The following is a 16,070-nucleotide window of genomic DNA, read 5'->3' as shown; positions in this document are numbered from 1 at the left end:
TGTGATCCTTGTCGCAGGCAGCATGGCTGCGTTCCCCGTCGATATGGGGAACGCGCTGGCAAAGGCAACCGGTCAGTCCAGAACCTCGATGCTGCTCAGCTGCCAGACCGAGCGGGAATAGCTGACCTCGTTCTTGTAGGCCGTGTTCACGTCATAGGGATAGATCATCCACAACGGCCCCTTGTCGCGCGGGGACAGGTCTTTGCCATCCATGCGGAAGGCCAGCACCGGCCCGCCTTCGACAGCCTCGGTCGCGGGGATGTCGACGGCATAGTCGTTCAGCGCGGTCAACCGCAGGGTGGTGCCATCCGCGCCAAGATGGGCCAACAGGCGCGACAGTTCCACGCCCTGAAACTCGCTGGTGCCATCGGTCCAGATTGTGCCGGTGTGCACGGTCACCACGCCCATCGCCTCGATCATCGCCCGGTCGAGCGCAGCTTCGGTATTGCCGTTGGTCACCGAAATAACGCCGCGCACTGTCAGGATGACCTGACCCGTTGGCGCAGGCAAAGCTCCGGGCGCGGTCTGGGCCATGGCAGCGCCGGTCAGACTCCATGCCAGAACGGTTGCCCGGACCCATCCCATCCCGCTGCCCCAAGTCAGAACCCGCATCGCTCTTCTCCCCTTGCACTCAAATCGGGATACCGGATCACGTGCTGCTGTTCTCCTATCCAAACGCATAGGAAAGCGCCATGTTTGGGCGAAAACAAGGAAGATTTCGGGTTTGGAAGGACGCCAGCACCTGGGCGCAGCTGCATGACAGGGCAGAGGACGGGCAGAACGATCAACCGGCAGTGTCTGCCCGGATGATCACATCCTCGGGTGCGGGGGCGACGGATTTGATGATGGCATAGGCCGTCTTGCCCGGCGCGAGCCCCATAATCTGCGCCGAACGGCGGGTGATCCGGGCCAGCACGGCACCGGCGGGCGTGACCAGCCGGACCATCACGCCCGGGCCATCGCCCTGATGCATCGCCTCAATCGTGCCGGGCAAAATGTTCAGCGCCGACAACCCAACGGGCGGCTCGCCCGACAAGATCACATCATGCGCTGCGATCCGCAGCCGCACCAGACTGCCGGGGGCGGCACTGATCCGCGGCAGGAACAGCGGGATGCCACCCGCGTCCAGTTCGCTCAGCCCGTCCGGGTGCTGGCGCACCAGCCGCGCCGCGATCACGGCACCGGCGCCGCGCACGCCGATGGGCCACAGGGCCGGGTCGCCCAGCACGTCGAAGGCCGGACCGATGCCGGTCACGCGACCCGCATCGAGGGCGACCACTGTTGTTGCCACCCGTGCCACCTCGGCGGGGGAATGGCTGACATACAGGATCGGCACCTTAACCTCATCGCGCAACCGCTCGAAATAAGGCAGGATTTCCGCCTTGCGCGCCTCATCCAGCGCCGACAGCGGCTCGTCCGCCAATATCAGCTTTGGCGCGGCCAGCAGTGCACGACCGATGGCCACGCGCTGCCGCTCTCCGCCCGACAGCCCGGCGGGGCGGCGGTGCAGCAAGGGACCGATGCCAAGCATGTCGACCACGCGGCCCATGTCTTCGCGCGCGGCCCCTTTGGGCGCAAACCACGCGCCATAGGTCAGGTTCTGCCGCACGGTCAGATGCGGGAACAGCCGGCCTTCCTGAAAGATATAGCCCAGACGGCGGCGGTGGGGCGGCAGGTCCACCCCCGCCACCGTGTCCAGCAACCGCCATCCATCGACCGACACACGGCCCTGTTCGGGCCGCACCAGCCCGGCCACTGCGTTGACAATCGTGGTCTTGCCCGACGCCGACCGGCCAAACAGCACGGTCACGCCGGGGGGCGCGTCGAATGCCACATCCAGCGTGAATGCCCCGATCCGATGGGTCAGCGCTACCCGCAGCATCAGGCCCCCGCGATCCGGCGGGCCACTGCGCGGCTGACCCATTCCGACAGCAGCAGCGCCGCCATGGCGATGACAATGGCCACCAGAACCAGCCGTGCGGCCTGCGCGTCGCCACCCGGCACCTGCAAAGCGCTGTAAATCGCCGTGGGCAGCGTCTGGGTCTGGCCGGGGATATTGGACACAAAGGTGATCGTCGCCCCGAATTCGCCGATGGCCTTGGCGAAGGCAAGGATCACCCCCGCGATGATGCCGGGCAAGATCAACGGCAGCGTCACGGTCAAGAACACCCATGCGCGCGAGGCACCCAGCGTGCCCGCCGCCTGTTCCAGCTTTGGGTCCACCGCCTCGATGGCCAGCCTTATGGCGCGCACCATCAGCGGAAAGGCCATCACGGCCGCCGCCAGCGCCGCCCCTGTCCAACGGAAGGCGAAGACGATGCCGAACCACTCCTCCAGGAACTGCCCCACAGCGCCCCGCCTCCCGAAGGTGATCAACAGCAGATAGCCCGTCACCACCGGCGGCAGAATCAACGGCAGATGCACCAGCCCATTCAACACCTGCTTGCCCGGAAACTGCCACCGGGCCAGCGCATGGGCAGTCAGGATGCCCAGCGGCAGGCTGAGCAGAACCGCCCAGAACGACACTTTCAGCGACAGCGCAACCGCGCGCCATTCGTCGGGGGAAAGCCAGTCCGCCATTCTCGCGCCTTCAGTTCAGGATTTCAAAGCCTTGGGCAGCGAAAACCGCGGCGCCCGCCTCTGACGTTATTGCCGCGAAGAACGCCGCATCCGCCGCATCCGTCGCCCCGGTCAGCAGGGCACCGGGAAACAGGATCGGCGGGTGGCTGTCTGCCGGGAAGGTGCCGACAACCGTGACACCGGGGGCGGCCACCGCATCTGTGGCATAAACAATGCCATAAGGGGCCTCACCGCTGGATACAAAGGCCAGGGCCGCGCGCACATTGTCGGCCTGCGCCACCGATGGCGCCACCGCCTCCCACAGGCCAAGGCTTTCCAGTGCCGCCTTGCCATATTGGCCTGCCGGCACGGACTCGACCATTCCCATGGCCAGCCTGCCATCGCCCAGCAGCCCCACCAGATCAAAACCGGGGGTCAGATCGACCGGGATCGCCTCCGGCCCGCCCACCAGCACCAACGCATTGCCAAACAGGTCGCGGCGCGTTTGGGGCAGCAGCAGCCCGGATTGTTCCACCACATCCATCCAGTTGACGGCAGAGGACAGAAAGATATCGGCAGGCGCACCTTCGATGATTTGCCGGGCCAGCGCATTCGATCCGGCATAGCTGATGGCCACAGTATAGCCCGTCGCAGCCTGAAAATCAGCCGCCACCGCGTCGAGTGCGGTTTTGAGCGAGGCGGCGGCAAAGACAACCACCTCCTCCGCCAGCGCCGGGGCGGCTAAGGACAGGCTGGCAGCACAGGCGAGCAGCGTCCGGGCGTGGGTCATGTGGGCCTTCCTGCTCGGGGTGTGCGGTCAGATATGGTTTGAAAAAGATATCGCAGGAAGCCATGCCGCGACACAAGCGTTATTTTCCGCTGGGGATATCGCGCAACAGCGCCGTGAAGCCCGCAAGCTGCGCCGCCCCCGCCTTGGCCGACTCCGCCTCGAACGCGCGGTACAGGCGCAGAACCTGTCGCCCGGTGTCGGTCAGCACCGCACCGCCCCCGCCCGGACCACCCCGTGTGCTGCTGACCACCGGGGCCTGAAACATGGTGTTCAGCGTGCCAATCAGCTCCCACGCGCGCTTATAGCTCATCCCCATCTCACGCCCCGCCGCCGCGATGGACCCGGTCCGATCCACCCGCTCAAGCAACTCGGCCTTGCCCGGCCCCATCATCTCGGCCTCGCCAAAAATGATACGGATGCGCAGGCGGGGGGAGTGGGGGTCGTGGTCCATGCGGCCAGAGTCCTGCAAATTGCGGCGGGTGGCAAGGGGCCGGTCCGGCCCTCAGCACAGCCTAGGAAAGCTCTGCCCCCAGCCTTTCCAGCATCTGGCAGCAGGCCGCCAGTTCAGAGACGGTGATATATTCGTCAGGCCGGTGTGCGCGAACAATCGACCCCGGCCCGCAGATGATCGACGCAATCCCTGCGGCGTGAAACAGCCCGGCCTCGGTGCCGTAGCTGACCGATGGCAGTACCGGCTGACCGCTCAGACGCTGAAGCAAGTCGGCCAGCGCCGGGTCTTCGGGCGGGGGCAGCGCGGGGTAGCTGCTAAGCTCTGTCTGCGATACCCGCAGCGCCGTGCCGTCATCCACCAGACCGGCAAGCCGATCCAGCACCATCGCGGTGATCGCTTCCGGCGGTTGACCGGGGACGGAGCGCACCTCCATCTGGATCCGGCAGCGGTCGGGGATGATATTGACCGCCGACCCGCCCTGCACCACCCCGGCAACAACGGTCGATCCGGGCGGGGTGAAACGCGCATCGAACGGGCCGTCCGTTGCCAGCCGCGCCGCCAGATCGCGGATGAACAGCAACAGTTCGGCCGCCGGATACAGCGCATTGAGCCCAAGATCGGGCTGTGCCGAATGCGCGGCGCGGCCTTCGATCACCAGTTCCATGGCCTGCTTGCCCTTGTGCGACAGCACCGGGCGCATGTCCGTCGGCTCGCCCACGATGCAGGCCAGCGGTGGGGCGCACAACCCGGGCAGCCGGTCGATCAGGTGGCGCACACCCCGGCAACCGATCTCTTCATCATAAGAGAACGCAAGATGGATGGGGCGTTGCAGGTCCATCGCCTGAAACGCAGGCACCATGGCGATCATGCAGGCCAGATACCCTTTCATGTCGCTTGTCCCCCGGCCGAACAGCCGGTCGCCATCGGCCCGCAGCTGAAACGGATCAGAGGTCCAGACCTGCCCTTCCACCGGCACCACATCCATATGGCCGGACAGGATATAGCCGGGCACATCGCGCGGGCCGATGGTTGCGAACAGATTGACCCGGTCACCCTCTGGCCCGGTGATCACGCTGCATTCCAGCCCGTGCCGCGCCAGATGGCTGCGCACACATTCTGCCATCCGGGTGTTGGGCTGGCCGGGCAGATCCGGGATCGCCACCAGATCAGCCAGAATCGACTCGGGTGTCATGGTGCCTTCCTTTGGGTTGTCTGCCCCATCATCGCGCCCGCCGCGCGCATGGCAAGCCCATGCCGTTGCCCCCTGTCCACAAACCGCGCAGGATCAAAACCTCACCGGCGCATTTTCGCCAGCGCTGTCTGCCCCGGCATGGCTGGTGCCCGCCTATGACGCTAACACCGGGCGGGGGCGTATTTTCGCATGTCCCCTCACGACCCGGCGGAGATGAACGCTTGCTTATGGCCCACGGCTACCCATTTGACCCCGCACTTGACGCCTGTGCATTGGCACGGGCGCTTGTCGGCGCGCATCTGACTGTCCGTGGCACCGGCGGGATGATCATCGAGACCGAGGCCTATGCCCGCGACGACCCGGCGTCACACAGTCATCACGGGCCGACATCACGCAACCGCAGCATGTTCGGCCCGCCCGGCCATGCCTATGTCTATCGGTCCTACGGCATTCATCTGTGCCTGAACGTGGTGGGCCGCCCCGGTGAGGCGGTTCTGATCCGCGCCCTTGCGCCCGACACCGGCATGGAGCTGATGCGGCAAAGGCGCCCTGCGGGACCGCTTTGCGCCGGGCCGGGGCGGCTGTGTCAGGCGCTGGACGTGCAGATGACCGATGATGGCAGGCCGTTTGACGGGGATGCTTTGGTGGTGATGGCCCGCACCGGCGCACCGCCCGGTATCCTGACAGGCCCCCGCATCGGACTGAGCCGCGCAACCGACAGGCTCTGGCGCTTTGGTCTGGCCGGGATGCCTGGCCTGAGCCGGGCGTTTCCGAAGCAGTAAGGCAGGTGCATCGCCCGGCAGGTCTGCGTTGTGGCCACACGGTCAGATCCGACGCATACGAACCTGCACCTGCAAACACCACCCGGCAGGACAGCCTTTTTCGGGAACGGCAAAGCGCCTTGCAGGTTCCTGTGATGTGACACCCCTACAGGCAGGCAGGGGACCGTCGCGACCAACCCTGCATATCGCCCCGAACTGAACCATTCCAGCGACCTCGCCCGCAAGTCGAACTAAACAAGGGAAAAAACCATGTCCGCACACGTCGTTCCAGCCATCATCGTTTTTGGGATACTGCTTCTCATCTCGATCTACGGTTTGTTCCGATCAAGCGCGGCTTCCGCGCGGCTGCATGCCTCTACCCACGGGCAGAACCCGCTCCATGGCCACAGCGGTTTGGCATCTTCCGGTAGATCGCGGGTTTGACCCGAGACCAGCGACCCTGACCGATCCCCCCTTGCAAGCGAGCATAGCTTGAAAGGAGCAATGCCGTCGCTGGGGTCTGGACACCAAAAAACGCCATTGATCTGTGCCGCGCGCGGAAACGGTCGGCCCCCCCGGCGGTTGGCGGCTGGTGTCGTGGTTTGCAGACCGTCTCCGCAAGTCGGCATCGGCACTCAAGACATTACAGATAAGGCAGCATCATGGTTTTTAACAAACCCCGCGCGACACAGGGCAGTGACGCAAGGCAGTCCCGCATGCAAAGCGAGTGGCACAGCGCAGCCCGCCAGGCCGAGCGTGACGCTGTGCGGCTGGCCTGGGCGCGCCATGTCCTGTCAGAGGAAAGCGCGCATCCCTCGACCCACAGTGCCGCACGGCTTCGGCGCGCTCAGGCGATCGTAGGCTTGCTCCAGACTGAACAGGTCTGACAGCGACTTAGCTGGTGTATTGCCCTCTGCCAAGCGGCGTTGATCTTGCTGAGCAGGGCGGCGGAAACGCCAACCAGAGAGAGCCACATCCGGGATTCCCGTTCAAGGACCAAACACCAGTCGGATGGCCCTCCCTCAGGGATGGCCATCCGACTGCATGACATCAATCGGTACATCCTTTGCCTTCAGCATGGCGCGGATGCGTTCGATATGAACCTGCGCGTCAATGCAGCGTTCTGCCATCGCTTTGGACGATTTGCCGTCAGGCTTTGCGCGCATCGTTGCCATCAGGTTCTGCCGCTCTCCAACATGCGCAGCGCCGTCCAGAGGGTTTCCTCGATCTTGGCCGATTGTACCGCCAGAAGCGACGCCGAGGTGAAGGCATGGCCGGTGTGACAGCGATACCGCAACAGGGTGCCATCCTTGATCTCCCACAAGACGCCCCCACAGTTCGGGCAGTTGTAGGGAACCTGATCGCCAAGTATTTCGACCGAAGGCAGGTCGCTCAGAACCCGCTCTGCGATCTGCGCCTCGATCACCACATCCTCTGGCGGCGGGGTGCGGGGCCCCGGTTGCAGGCGCGAAAGGCTGGCCAGCAAGGGGCCCATCTGCGCAATGGGCAGACAATGGTCCACACCGACATTCACAATCACCGATCGCGGCATGTCGGGATGGGTCGCATCAGCAGGGTCTTGTGCAACGCAAATACCCCCGCAGCGCTTTATCGCCCTCATGCCGCTGGTGCCGTCATCGAGAAATCCGGTCAGAATGACACCGATCACACGATTGCCATGCGCCACCGCAGCCGAGCGGAACAGCGGATCAATCGCCGGCCTGGACCGGTTTTCGCGCGCCCCTTTGGTGATCAGGATTTTTGGCCCGTCAATCAGCATATGACGGTCCGAGGGCGCGACGTAGATCTTTCCGACCCGGAAGCGCTCCCCGTCACTCGCATGCTGGCAGGACAGCGGCCCCGCCTCGTCAAGCACGCGGACCAGCACGTCGCCGCTTGTGTCCGGGCCCATGTGCGAGACGATGAAGACCGGTGCCGGAAGGTTGGCGGGAAACTGCGCGACCAGCGCCTTGAGCGCCTGCATCCCGCCTGCTGACGCGCCGATGACGATAAGCATGGGATTGTTTGGTTCGGCCATGTGCGCGCCCCTGTTGTGCCCCCGGCGCGGGCGGCGCAGGATGCGAAAAATTTTTTCGGTGCCCCTGAATGGCCAGAGGTCACACTTCGGCTTGAAGATGGTCACGTCCCTGTTGCACCAGCCAACAGGGGTGCCGCCGCGCCGCCCGGACCGTGACCCATGCTTCATTTGGCAGTCAGCGCGCGCGCATGGGCTCACACCTGCAACACCGAACGCCTTGAGACGTTCCGGCTGGCTCGGGCACGGTCGGATTGCCTCGCCAGTGTTGCCTCGTCCGGCTTTGCTGCACAAATCGGCTGACGGTCGGACTGCCCCTGGTTCCGGACAGACCTATCCTGCGATGTTCACGACTGGGATGCTTGCGCGCATTCCACTCGCCTTAGCCTTCGACCTTGATCCCTGTGCTGTCGACCAAGAGATGCAGCGGGCCGTGCGCCCCCTGATGCGGGATGCTGACGGCCAGCGTCTTCTGGCGACGGATCAATGTGCTGAAGTCCGGCACTGTCCAATTCAAGCCAAGCAGTTGGAACAAGCTCTCGACGAACCCCGTCGTCTGTCTGAGCGCCAGGCCGAACAGAACCGTCATGGTCAGGCAGGTCTGGATGGCTGGATCGCCGAAGACGGGCGGCCGCCCCCGCTTGCCGGTCGACTCAGCCTCACTTGTCATATCGGGATCGAACCAGATCGACAGCGAGCCACGGCGCTTGAGCGCCTCGTTGTAGGTGCTGACGTGGCCCCCCACATTTATCCAGCGTGAGCGAGACTTCGGGTTTGAGTTTTGCCTGTTTAAGCAGGTTGGGCAACGGGGGCCGGCGCGGAGCTTTGCGGATTGCGCGGCGGCAGGCCCCGTTGCGAGGTGACGGTTTGGGCGAAGGCGGCCGGGGTCTGCCAGCCGAGGCGGGAATGGGGGCATTCGGTGTTGTCGTCGGTGCGCCAGGCGGCCAGCGTGGCCCCTGTGTGGTGCAGAGATGGGAGCAGCGTTTCGTTCAAGAGTTCATCCCGCAGACGACCGTTGATGCTCGCGATGAAGGCGTTCTGGGTCGGCTTGCCTGGCGCGATGTTGCCCCCTGAACCGGCCCGGGTTTAATGGAGAGTGATTTGTTCATTTTCAGGCACCCATGTCGAGTGAGTGCAGACTTGCATAGAACGCCTCTTCTGCTTCTGCGGGTGGGACATATCCGATGGGGCCAAAAAGCCTGCGGTTGTTATACCGGTTGACCCATTTGAGGGTTTCCCATTCGACCTCACGTATCGATTTCCATGGACCGATCTGGTTGATGACTTCGGTCTTGAACAGGTCAATCACGCACTCGGCCAGGGCGTTGTCATAGGCGCCGCCGACGGTTCCGACGGAAAGGTCGATCTCGGCCTCGGCGAGGCGCTCGGTATATTTGATCGACAGGTATGGCGATCCTCGGTCGGAGTGATGGATCAAGCTATTGTTATCTTTCGTCTTTCTTTGCCAGATCGCGTGATCCAAGGCGTCGAGAACGAACTGGGTCTTCATCGAAGTTGTGCGCACTTAGACAGCGGTGGGTAGTTATGGGATGAGCTTCAGGATAACAGTATTATGGCAGCTTATTTCTTGTCTTGTGAGGGGAGACGCGCATGAGAGCGGCCGCTTCCCGCACTCTACGCGGATGTGCGAGCGGAAATGCGGCACCCTGCTCCTTCGTACGGCACGGCGCGACATTGGAGTATATCCACTTATCGGCATCAGTTCAGCCCCGCGATTCGGGAGAATCAGCCCTGAATGATCGCGGTTAGTCGATTGCGCAACGCAACTGCGGGCGCAAGTTTACGACGGCTTGAGCGACCTGATGGCATTCCAAACTCACGCAAGTGATCAACACCATCGCAGGGACAAAAATTCGGGATGACCGCAACGGTCCCGCCTTCAGATACTATCCCGAGAAGCCAAGAAACATAGGGCAGCCCCAACAAAGGCGTCCCAAGCAAAATCAACCACTTACAAAACCTTTGCCCCGAACTGGCGAAACCTTGCCCCAAGCGGCAGCAACTATGCCCCGATTTACAGCGTCAGTGGGTCCAGACGCCCCGCCGGTCAGTGGCAAAATTCTCGCCATAGCCACGCGCGCGGATCAGCGGTTTGCGCGCTTTTGGCAGTTGCACGTCGTAATTGATGCCCTTGGCCTTGGCATAGGCCTCTGCCGCATCAAGCGTGTCAAAGTGCAACCGCACCTGCGCCTGCGTATCACCCGAAGACGTCCAGCCCATCAGGGGATCAACCTCGCGCGCCGAGGCGGGGGCGAAATCCAGCACCCAGCCTTTTGTCTTGGCGGTGCCCGATTGCATCGCTGTCTTGGTGGGCTGGTAGATGCGGGCGCGCATGGGAAAACCTCCGGCATTGACGCCGCTTGTATGACTGAAAACCGGGGGCGGGCGCAAGGGGCCAAGCGCGGCAGCAGTCACTGTCGGCTGATCACGGGGTGTGGGTGGGGTGTGGTGCGATCAACCGACAGCTTCAGTTTGCTGCTTGCCTGAATAATGTGCCAAAACCGCGCCCTGTTTTCAACCAAAAGATGTGTTTCTGCAGCAGGTTTTCGCTAAAATTGAATCATATATCTCAACCTTGCCGCAATCTGCCTTCGTCTTCCGTTGTCCACCCCCCTTTTACAGGAACAAAAACGGAATACATTGGGGCTTGCAAGAAATCGTCCTGACCGGAAAGCCGCCATGCCCCACAACAACGCCAACGCCCTGTCCGACCGCCCCGAGGTGCTGACCCGGCCGAAGCTGGAAGGCGGGCGGAAGTTCGTGCTGTCCACCCCGTTCCAGCCTGCAGGCGACCAACCCACGGCGATTGCGGAACTGTCGGCAGGGGTGCGGGCGGGCGAGCACAATCAGGTGCTGCTGGGGGCCACCGGCACTGGCAAGACCTTTACCATGGCCAAGATCATCGAAGAAACCCAGCGCCCGGCGATCATCCTTGCGCCAAACAAGACACTCGCCGCGCAATTATACGGCGAATTCAAGGGGTTCTTTCCTGAAAATGCCGTGGAATACTTCGTTTCCTACTACGATTATTACCAGCCCGAAGCCTATGTCGCCCGGTCTGACACCTATATCGAGAAGGAATCCCAGATCAACGAACAGATCGACCGCATGCGCCACTCGGCCACGCGGGCGCTGCTGGAGCGCGATGATGTGATCATCATCGCCTCGGTGTCGTGCATCTACGGCATCGGGTCGGTCGAAACCTATTCGGCGATGACGCAAGATCTGCTGGTCGGCCAAAGTTATGACCAGCGCAAGGTGATGGCCGAACTGGTGGCCCAGCAATACCGCCGCAATGATCAGGCGTTCCAGCGCGGCAGCTTCCGGGTGCGCGGCGACAGCCTCGAGGTCTGGCCCGCCCACCTGGATGACCGCGCCTGGCGTTTCAGCTTCTTTGGCGAAGAGCTTGAGGCCATTGTGGAATTCGACCCGCTGACCGGGGCCAAGACCGACAGCTTCAAACAGATCCGCATTTATGCCAACAGCCATTATGTGACCCCGCGCCCCACCATGCAGCAGGCGGTGATCGGCATCAAAAAGGAGCTGCGCCACCGGCTGGATCAGCTGGTGGCCGAAGGCAAGCTGCTGGAAGCGCAGCGGCTGGAACAACGCACCAGTTTCGATCTGGAAATGCTGGAAGCCACGGGCGTCTGCAACGGGATCGAGAACTATTCCCGCTACCTCACCGGCCGCGCGCCCGGCGAGCCGCCGCCGACCCTGTTCGAATTCATCCCCGACAATGCGATTGTTTTCGCAGACGAATCCCACGTTTCGGTCCCGCAGATCGGCGGCATGTACAAGGGCGACTTCCGGCGCAAGATGACGCTGGCCGAACACGGCTTCCGCCTGCCCAGCTGCATGGATAACCGGCCGCTGAAATTCGAGGAATGGGATGCGATGCGTCCGCAATCGGTCTTCGTCAGCGCCACCCCCGCCGCGTGGGAGATGGAACAGGCCGGCGGCGTCTTCACCGAACAGGTGATCCGCCCCACCGGACTGGTTGATCCGCAGGTCGAAATCCGCCCGGTAGAGATGCAGGTCGATGACCTTCTGGACGAAATCCGCAAGGTGGCGGCGCAGGATCTGCGCGTTCTGGTCACCACCCTGACCAAACGTATGGCAGAAGACCTCACCGAATACTTCCACGAACAGGGCATCCGCATCAGATACATGCACTCTGACATCGACACCATCGAACGAATCGAGATCCTGCGCGATCTGCGGTTGGGGGCGTTCGATGTGCTGGTCGGCATCAACCTGCTGCGTGAGGGCCTTGATATCCCTGAATGCGGGCTGGTGGCGATTCTGGATGCCGACAAGGAGGGCTTTCTGCGCTCGGAAACCTCGCTGATCCAGACCATCGGGCGTGCGGCCCGGAACGCCGAGGGCCGGGTGATCATGTATGCCGACCGCATCACAGGCAGCATGGAACGCGCGTTGCGCGAAACCAACCGACGCCGCGACAAGCAGATCGCCTACAACACTGAACACGGCATCACGCCGATGACGGTGAAGAAAAACGTCGAGGATGTGCTGCAAGGGTTGTGGCAGGGCGATACCGACATGGCCCGCGTGACCGCCAAGGTGGGCAAACCGATGGTCGGCCAGAACCTTGCCGCCCATCTGGATGCGCTGCGCCTGCAGATGCGCAAGGCCGCCGAGAACCTCGAATTCGAGGAGGCCGCCCGCCTGCGCGATGAGGTCAAGCGGCTGGAAGCGGTGGAGCTTGCGGTACATGATGACCCGATGGCCCGCCAGTCGGTGATCGAAGACGCAGTGGATGAGGCGCAGAAAATGGCCGGCCGGTCCACCGCAGGCCGCCCGGGCCAGCGCGGTGGCGTGAAACGGCGGAAACGTTAACGCGCCGTATCCATCCACAGCGCCCCATCACGATAGCCGCCGCGCCGCACATACCCCGGCTGCGCCACCTCCGGGAAATCGGCCGCCCAGTCACGGAACCGGTCGTTGCTCAGCACCGATGCCCCCAGCTCGCGCGCCACGGTCAGGATCACCGGGTCCGCCGCCTCGCCTTTCGGCACCACCAGCACCCGGTCGGCGGGCAGGCCCAGCGCGCGGGCCAGAGGGCGGTCGTCCATATAGCGGCCCATCAGCTTGTACCCGGCGTTGGCGTCGAACACCACGCCGGGCTGATAGCCCTGATCGGCCAGGGACCGCACCACCTCGCGCAGTGTCGTCAGCTGCGGGGTATCATCCTTCCAGTGCATGATGTTGGACCCGTCCACCACAATGCTGCGCGGCGGAGCCTTTGCCTCCGCCTCGGGCTTTGCCAGCAGCATCAGGATCAGGGCGGCAAAGGCTGACACCAGCGCCAGCAGCACCGGCGGCGCATCCCACGCGCCGGTCAGCCACAGGCCCGCCAAGGCCGCGAGATATGAGATCGTGAAAAGCACAAAGGGCACCCGCATGCCGCCAGCCTGACGCCCCGATCACGGCAAGACAAGGGCAGCACCGGGCAGAATTCGCGGCATTGGGGGCTTGGAATGCGCCGGGGAAACCGCTACCCCGGTTCCAACCGGGAAGGCGCGCATGAAAAAATTCCTAGACCCCAATCACCCGTTCTTTGCCAAGGCCTGGGTGCGCTGGGTTTCGGCACTGGTGCCGGTGGCCTGGGCGTTTTTCGAATTCGTCAACGGCAGCACCGGCTGGGGCATGCTCTCGGCCGCACTTGGGGCCTTCGCCTTCTGGATGCTGATCGTGCGCGGACCGGATCAGCCCGCAGATGGCACCGGCCCGGACGACCCGCCTCAGGCCTGAAGCCGCGCCATCACTTCGGTGGCCAGCGCCGCAATCTCGGTCGCGGCAGGCGATTTGCCAACTTCGGAGACCGCCAGCCCGTTGCCCATCGTCTCGGCATAGGCCACCCGCTGGCCAAGCCGCGCGTCTGCCACCTGCGCCAGATCGCCCGCCGCATTGGCCACCTCTTCGCCCAGCCGCGTGCCCGCCTTGCAGCGGTTCAGCACGATCATGGTCGGGCGGCTTTCGCGCGCGGCCAGATCAAGCACCCCGTCGGTTGCCCACAGATCGACATGGCTGGCCGATACCGGGATCAGGATCAGGGACGCCTCACGCAAGCTGGGCCGCAGATCGGCGTCGATCTTGGGCGGCGTGTCGATGATCACGATGTCATGGGTTTTGCGCAGCTTTTCACATTCATAGCCCACGCCCCAGGCGCTGGCGGTCGACAGATCCATCCCCGGATCGCCCAAGCGCTCGCGCCGCGCCATGAACCAGCGGCCCAAAGAGCCTTGCGGGTCGGTGTCGAGCAGCGCCACCGACACCCCCCGCCGCACCAGCTCCACCGCCAGATTGACCGAAAGCGTGGTCTTCCCCGACCCACCCTTCTGCTGCGCAACCGTGATGACCTGACCCATGGAGACTCCATTTCTGCGGTGCAGCATAGAGTGATTCGGGGTGTGGGGATAGGGGGGAGGTTTGGGTGCTCGCTTCCCCTCGCTATGCAAATAATCATTCAATATTCTTGGCGCATATAGTTTTCTGAGGCAGGCGGATTATACGTAACCTCATATGCAATCTTGCGTTCTGTCATTTCATTCGACAAATCAATCATCTTATTCAAAAAATCGACTACCGTTCCTGACGAACTTTCCAATAAACTTCTCAATGCGCCATCTACGTCCATCATGACCATTAAATTATGGCTTGTTGTATCGACCACACTGGTGACTAAATAGCCCCTGCGCGTTACTCCGCCAGCAACCACTTCCTCCAACAGAGTGTAATAAGCCTGCTTGTGTCGTTCACGCAAAACGTGAAAGTTCTCACTAATACCATTTACATCGCTCAAGGCAGTAAAGAAGTCGCCCCCTCGAAGTCTCAGCAAAAAAGTTCGCTCACTCACGCTGAACTCAATCAATCGCCAAAGCCCTTGAAGGGGGGTCGAAAACGACACTTCACCTGCTTCTCGTTGCATGATAACTTTAGCCGAAGGGTCGTATATCATAAAGTGTCGCCTAGTTTTCTGCAATGCATCATCCAAGTCGAACAGCTTTGTTAGAATTGAGTGTAGCATAGCAGAATCAGAAAACTTTCGATCCTCATCACGAACTTGTTTCGCCTGAACCGCGACGAGCAAAGATCCCATAAACGCTATAGCTGCACCAATTACAGCTCCAATCAGCGTTGAAAATGAGCCTTCACTAAGACCAACTTCAAAAAAATTCAGCGTCAAAAGCGTCAGTAAGGCAAGCAAACCACCTGCAGTAAATCCTAAGGCAAAATTCCCCCTGTCTAGTAGCCTCACCCCCAAACCCCCTCAAACTCCCGCCATTCCCCCTTGCTCATCCCACTCTCCGGCTGGCCCACAACCTCGCCAGCCAGCCGCCGCTTCAACACTTCCACCGCCTTCGCACTTAGCGTCACCCCGCCCATCCGGTAATCCTCGAACGCGGCAAAAGCCAACGGCACCCAGTCCTTCACACAGGCCGCAATCGCCTCGGCATAGACCCGGATCTCATACTGCGCATGGGCGTCGGCGCGCAGGCGCAGGAAGTGGAACAGGTTGTGCAGGTCGGTTTTCCAATACCATTGGGTATAGGTGTTCATCGGCAGGTTCATCCGCGCGAGTTCCCGCGCCAGCCCCTGCTGGCCGTCCTGGCTCAGCATCGACTCATAGCTGTCAAACGCCTGCCCCGCGTCGCGTTTCAGCACCTCCAGCACCCGTGCGGCCTCCTCGCCCTGCAGCACCGCGCCGCGCCCCTGATTGTTGACCGTGCTTTGCGCGGCCAGCTGGTCGGGCGCGGGGATGTAGAATTCGCGGTCCAGAATCGAATAGCGCGCGGAGTATTCGTTGACGTTGGCGGTGCGGTGGCGGATCCACTGGCGGGCGACAAATACCGGCAGTTTGACGTGCAGCTTGATCTCGCACATCTCGAACGGGGTCGAATGCCAGTGCCGCATCAGATAGCGGATCAGCCCTTCGTCGTTCGACACATGCTTCGTGCCCGCGCCGTAGCTCACCCGCGCCGCCTGCACGATGGCGGCATCGTCGCCCATATAGTCGATCACGCGAATGAAGCCGTGGTCCAGCACCTCATGCGCGCGGTACAGATGCGCCTCCATCCCGTCGGACACCGCCCGCAGGGTCTGGCGCGGGGTGGCACGCGCGGCGTCGATTTCGGCAATCTGATCAGGGGAAAGCGGCATGGGGCTGGCCTTTCGAATCCGGGCGTTCACAAGATGTGGGCATCATTGGCGCACAGGATACGAGAGGTTGGGGAACC

At 62.7% G+C, this 16,070-nt stretch carries 18 protein-coding genes and 2 pseudogenes; 4 read left to right on the top strand and 16 right to left on the bottom strand.

All coding sequences use genetic code 11. The annotated features are described in order from the left end of the window. Positions 1–72: 72 nt before the first annotated feature. The 6 genes from EEB11_RS15740 to argE all read right to left on the bottom strand — a co-directional run bounded on the left by EEB11_RS15740 (position 73) and on the right by argE (position 4,992). Complete coding sequence (locus EEB11_RS15740; RefSeq protein WP_245298939.1) at positions 73–612, bottom strand: putative pterin-binding protein; 540 nt, start codon at positions 610–612, stop codon at positions 73–75. 172 nt (positions 613–784) lie between these two features. After that, positions 785–1,882 carry a molybdenum ABC transporter ATP-binding protein gene (gene modC / locus EEB11_RS15735; RefSeq protein ID WP_135432950.1) on the bottom strand — a complete coding sequence of 366 codons (1,098 nt, stop codon included), beginning with the start codon at positions 1,880–1,882 and terminating at the stop codon, positions 785–787. Next, a complete protein-coding gene (modB, locus tag EEB11_RS15730) occupies positions 1,882–2,580 on the bottom strand; it encodes a molybdate ABC transporter permease subunit (protein ID WP_135432948.1) in 699 nt (232 codons plus the stop codon). The genes modC and modB overlap by 1 nt, the downstream gene beginning before the upstream one ends. Before the next feature lie 10 nt (positions 2,581–2,590). After that, positions 2,591–3,349 carry a molybdate ABC transporter substrate-binding protein gene (modA, locus tag EEB11_RS15725; RefSeq protein WP_135432946.1) on the bottom strand — a complete coding sequence of 253 codons (759 nt, stop codon included), beginning with the start codon at positions 3,347–3,349 and terminating at the stop codon, positions 2,591–2,593. Between the two features lie 79 nt (positions 3,350–3,428). Further along, on the bottom strand, positions 3,429–3,800 hold the full coding sequence (locus EEB11_RS15720; protein WP_135432944.1) for a winged helix-turn-helix domain-containing protein: 372 nt from the start codon (positions 3,798–3,800) through the stop codon (positions 3,429–3,431). A 61-nt stretch (positions 3,801–3,861) separates the two neighbouring features. Further along, positions 3,862–4,992, bottom strand: a complete 1,131-nt coding sequence (gene argE / locus EEB11_RS15715; RefSeq protein WP_135432942.1) for an acetylornithine deacetylase — start codon at positions 4,990–4,992, stop codon at positions 3,862–3,864. Between the two features lie 227 nt (positions 4,993–5,219). Here argE and EEB11_RS15710 point away from each other — a divergent pair, with 227 nt between their 5' ends. After that, on the top strand, positions 5,220–5,774 hold the full coding sequence (locus EEB11_RS15710) for a DNA-3-methyladenine glycosylase (protein ID WP_135432940.1): 555 nt from the start codon (positions 5,220–5,222) through the stop codon (positions 5,772–5,774). 695 nt (positions 5,775–6,469) lie between these two features. Continuing rightward, the gene (locus EEB11_RS19615; protein ID WP_167852769.1) at positions 6,470–6,640 is read left to right on the top strand and encodes a hypothetical protein; all 171 of its coding nucleotides are present in this window, start codon (positions 6,470–6,472) and stop codon (positions 6,638–6,640) included. A 135-nt stretch (positions 6,641–6,775) separates the two neighbouring features. On the opposite strand, the gene EEB11_RS19805 is transcribed toward EEB11_RS19615, so the two are convergent. The 6 genes and pseudogenes from EEB11_RS19805 to EEB11_RS15685 form a co-directional block, all read right to left on the bottom strand. Next, on the bottom strand, positions 6,776–6,928 hold the full coding sequence (locus EEB11_RS19805; RefSeq protein ID WP_210134440.1) for a hypothetical protein: 153 nt from the start codon (positions 6,926–6,928) through the stop codon (positions 6,776–6,778). Beyond that, the gene (locus EEB11_RS15705) at positions 6,928–7,791 is read right to left on the bottom strand and encodes a chemotaxis protein CheB (RefSeq protein WP_210134439.1); all 864 of its coding nucleotides are present in this window, start codon (positions 7,789–7,791) and stop codon (positions 6,928–6,930) included. Before EEB11_RS15705 ends, EEB11_RS19805 begins: the two co-directional genes overlap by 1 nt. Before the next feature lie 382 nt (positions 7,792–8,173). Beyond that, positions 8,174–8,539 (bottom strand): annotated as a pseudogene (locus tag EEB11_RS15700) (transposase); the annotation flags it as partial. A 38-nt stretch (positions 8,540–8,577) separates the two neighbouring features. Continuing rightward, positions 8,578–8,850 (bottom strand): annotated as a pseudogene (locus tag EEB11_RS15695) (integrase core domain-containing protein); the annotation flags it as partial. Positions 8,851–8,899: 49 nt separating this feature from the next. Continuing rightward, positions 8,900–9,298 (bottom strand): integrase core domain-containing protein, encoded by a 399-nt coding sequence (locus EEB11_RS15690; protein WP_135432938.1) that lies wholly within the window; start codon positions 9,296–9,298, stop codon positions 8,900–8,902. 533 nt (positions 9,299–9,831) lie between these two features. Further along, positions 9,832–10,143, bottom strand: a complete 312-nt coding sequence (locus EEB11_RS15685) for an ETC complex I subunit (RefSeq protein ID WP_135432936.1) — start codon at positions 10,141–10,143, stop codon at positions 9,832–9,834. A 345-nt stretch (positions 10,144–10,488) separates the two neighbouring features. On the opposite strand from EEB11_RS15685, the gene uvrB reads away from it, so the two are divergent. Then, positions 10,489–12,669, top strand: coding sequence for an excinuclease ABC subunit UvrB (uvrB, locus tag EEB11_RS15680; protein WP_135432934.1), 2,181 nt, complete (start codon positions 10,489–10,491; stop codon positions 12,667–12,669). Here the strand turns inward: uvrB and EEB11_RS15675 are convergent. After that, entirely contained in the window at positions 12,666–13,235 is a 570-nt protein-coding gene (locus EEB11_RS15675; RefSeq protein WP_135432932.1) for an NYN domain-containing protein, read from the bottom strand. The genes uvrB and EEB11_RS15675 overlap by 4 nt on opposite strands. A 121-nt stretch (positions 13,236–13,356) precedes the next feature. On the opposite strand from EEB11_RS15675, the gene EEB11_RS15670 reads away from it, so the two are divergent. After that, entirely contained in the window at positions 13,357–13,584 is a 228-nt protein-coding gene (locus EEB11_RS15670; protein WP_135432930.1) for a hypothetical protein, read from the top strand. Here the strand turns inward: EEB11_RS15670 and parA are convergent. From parA to thyX, 3 genes are all read right to left on the bottom strand, one after another. After that, positions 13,575–14,201 (bottom strand): ParA family partition ATPase, encoded by a 627-nt coding sequence (gene parA / locus EEB11_RS15665; protein ID WP_135432928.1) that lies wholly within the window; start codon positions 14,199–14,201, stop codon positions 13,575–13,577. The genes EEB11_RS15670 and parA overlap by 10 nt on opposite strands. Before the next feature lie 98 nt (positions 14,202–14,299). Beyond that, positions 14,300–15,091: a hypothetical protein gene (locus EEB11_RS15660; protein ID WP_135432926.1), complete on the bottom strand. Its 792-nt coding sequence runs from the start codon at positions 15,089–15,091 to the stop codon at positions 14,300–14,302. Beyond that, positions 15,088–15,993, bottom strand: coding sequence for an FAD-dependent thymidylate synthase (gene thyX / locus EEB11_RS15655; RefSeq protein WP_135432924.1), 906 nt, complete (start codon positions 15,991–15,993; stop codon positions 15,088–15,090). The genes EEB11_RS15660 and thyX overlap by 4 nt, the downstream gene beginning before the upstream one ends. Between the last annotated feature and the right edge of the window lie 77 nt (positions 15,994–16,070).

Origin of the sequence: Pseudotabrizicola sediminis (genome assembly GCF_004745575.1) — a bacterium.
GTDB classification, from domain to species: Bacteria; Pseudomonadota; Alphaproteobacteria; order Rhodobacterales; family Rhodobacteraceae; genus Pseudotabrizicola; species Pseudotabrizicola sediminis.
The sequence above is the reverse complement of the archived record's forward strand: the minus strand, read 5'-3'. Positions and strand labels throughout refer to the sequence as shown.

Bases quoted from the DNA above. Each gene is read 5' to 3' on its own strand.
- EEB11_RS15740 (WP_245298939.1), bottom strand. From the start codon at position 612: ATGCGGGTTCTGACTTGGGGCAGCGGGATGGGATGGGTCCGGGCAACC.
- modC (WP_135432950.1), bottom strand. From the start codon at position 1,882: ATGCTGCGGGTAGCGCTGACCCATCGGATCGGGGCATTCACGCTGGAT.
- modB (WP_135432948.1), bottom strand. From the start codon at position 2,580: ATGGCGGACTGGCTTTCCCCCGACGAATGGCGCGCGGTTGCGCTGTCG.
- modA (WP_135432946.1), bottom strand. From the start codon at position 3,349: ATGACCCACGCCCGGACGCTGCTCGCCTGTGCTGCCAGCCTGTCCTTA.
- EEB11_RS15720 (WP_135432944.1), bottom strand. From the start codon at position 3,800: ATGGACCACGACCCCCACTCCCCCCGCCTGCGCATCCGTATCATTTTT.
- argE (WP_135432942.1), bottom strand. From the start codon at position 4,992: ATGACACCCGAGTCGATTCTGGCTGATCTGGTGGCGATCCCGGATCTG.
- EEB11_RS15710 (WP_135432940.1), top strand. From the start codon at position 5,220: ATGGCCCACGGCTACCCATTTGACCCCGCACTTGACGCCTGTGCATTG.
- EEB11_RS19615 (WP_167852769.1), top strand. From the start codon at position 6,470: ATGCAAAGCGAGTGGCACAGCGCAGCCCGCCAGGCCGAGCGTGACGCT.
- EEB11_RS19805 (WP_210134440.1), bottom strand. From the start codon at position 6,928: ATGGCAACGATGCGCGCAAAGCCTGACGGCAAATCGTCCAAAGCGATG.
- EEB11_RS15705 (WP_210134439.1), bottom strand. From the start codon at position 7,791: ATGGCCGAACCAAACAATCCCATGCTTATCGTCATCGGCGCGTCAGCA.
- EEB11_RS15690 (WP_135432938.1), bottom strand. From the start codon at position 9,298: ATGAAGACCCAGTTCGTTCTCGACGCCTTGGATCACGCGATCTGGCAA.
- EEB11_RS15685 (WP_135432936.1), bottom strand. From the start codon at position 10,143: ATGCGCGCCCGCATCTACCAGCCCACCAAGACAGCGATGCAATCGGGC.
- uvrB (WP_135432934.1), top strand. From the start codon at position 10,489: ATGCCCCACAACAACGCCAACGCCCTGTCCGACCGCCCCGAGGTGCTG.
- EEB11_RS15675 (WP_135432932.1), bottom strand. From the start codon at position 13,235: ATGCGGGTGCCCTTTGTGCTTTTCACGATCTCATATCTCGCGGCCTTG.
- EEB11_RS15670 (WP_135432930.1), top strand. From the start codon at position 13,357: ATGAAAAAATTCCTAGACCCCAATCACCCGTTCTTTGCCAAGGCCTGG.
- parA (WP_135432928.1), bottom strand. From the start codon at position 14,201: ATGGGTCAGGTCATCACGGTTGCGCAGCAGAAGGGTGGGTCGGGGAAG.
- thyX (WP_135432924.1), bottom strand. From the start codon at position 15,993: ATGCCGCTTTCCCCTGATCAGATTGCCGAAATCGACGCCGCGCGTGCC.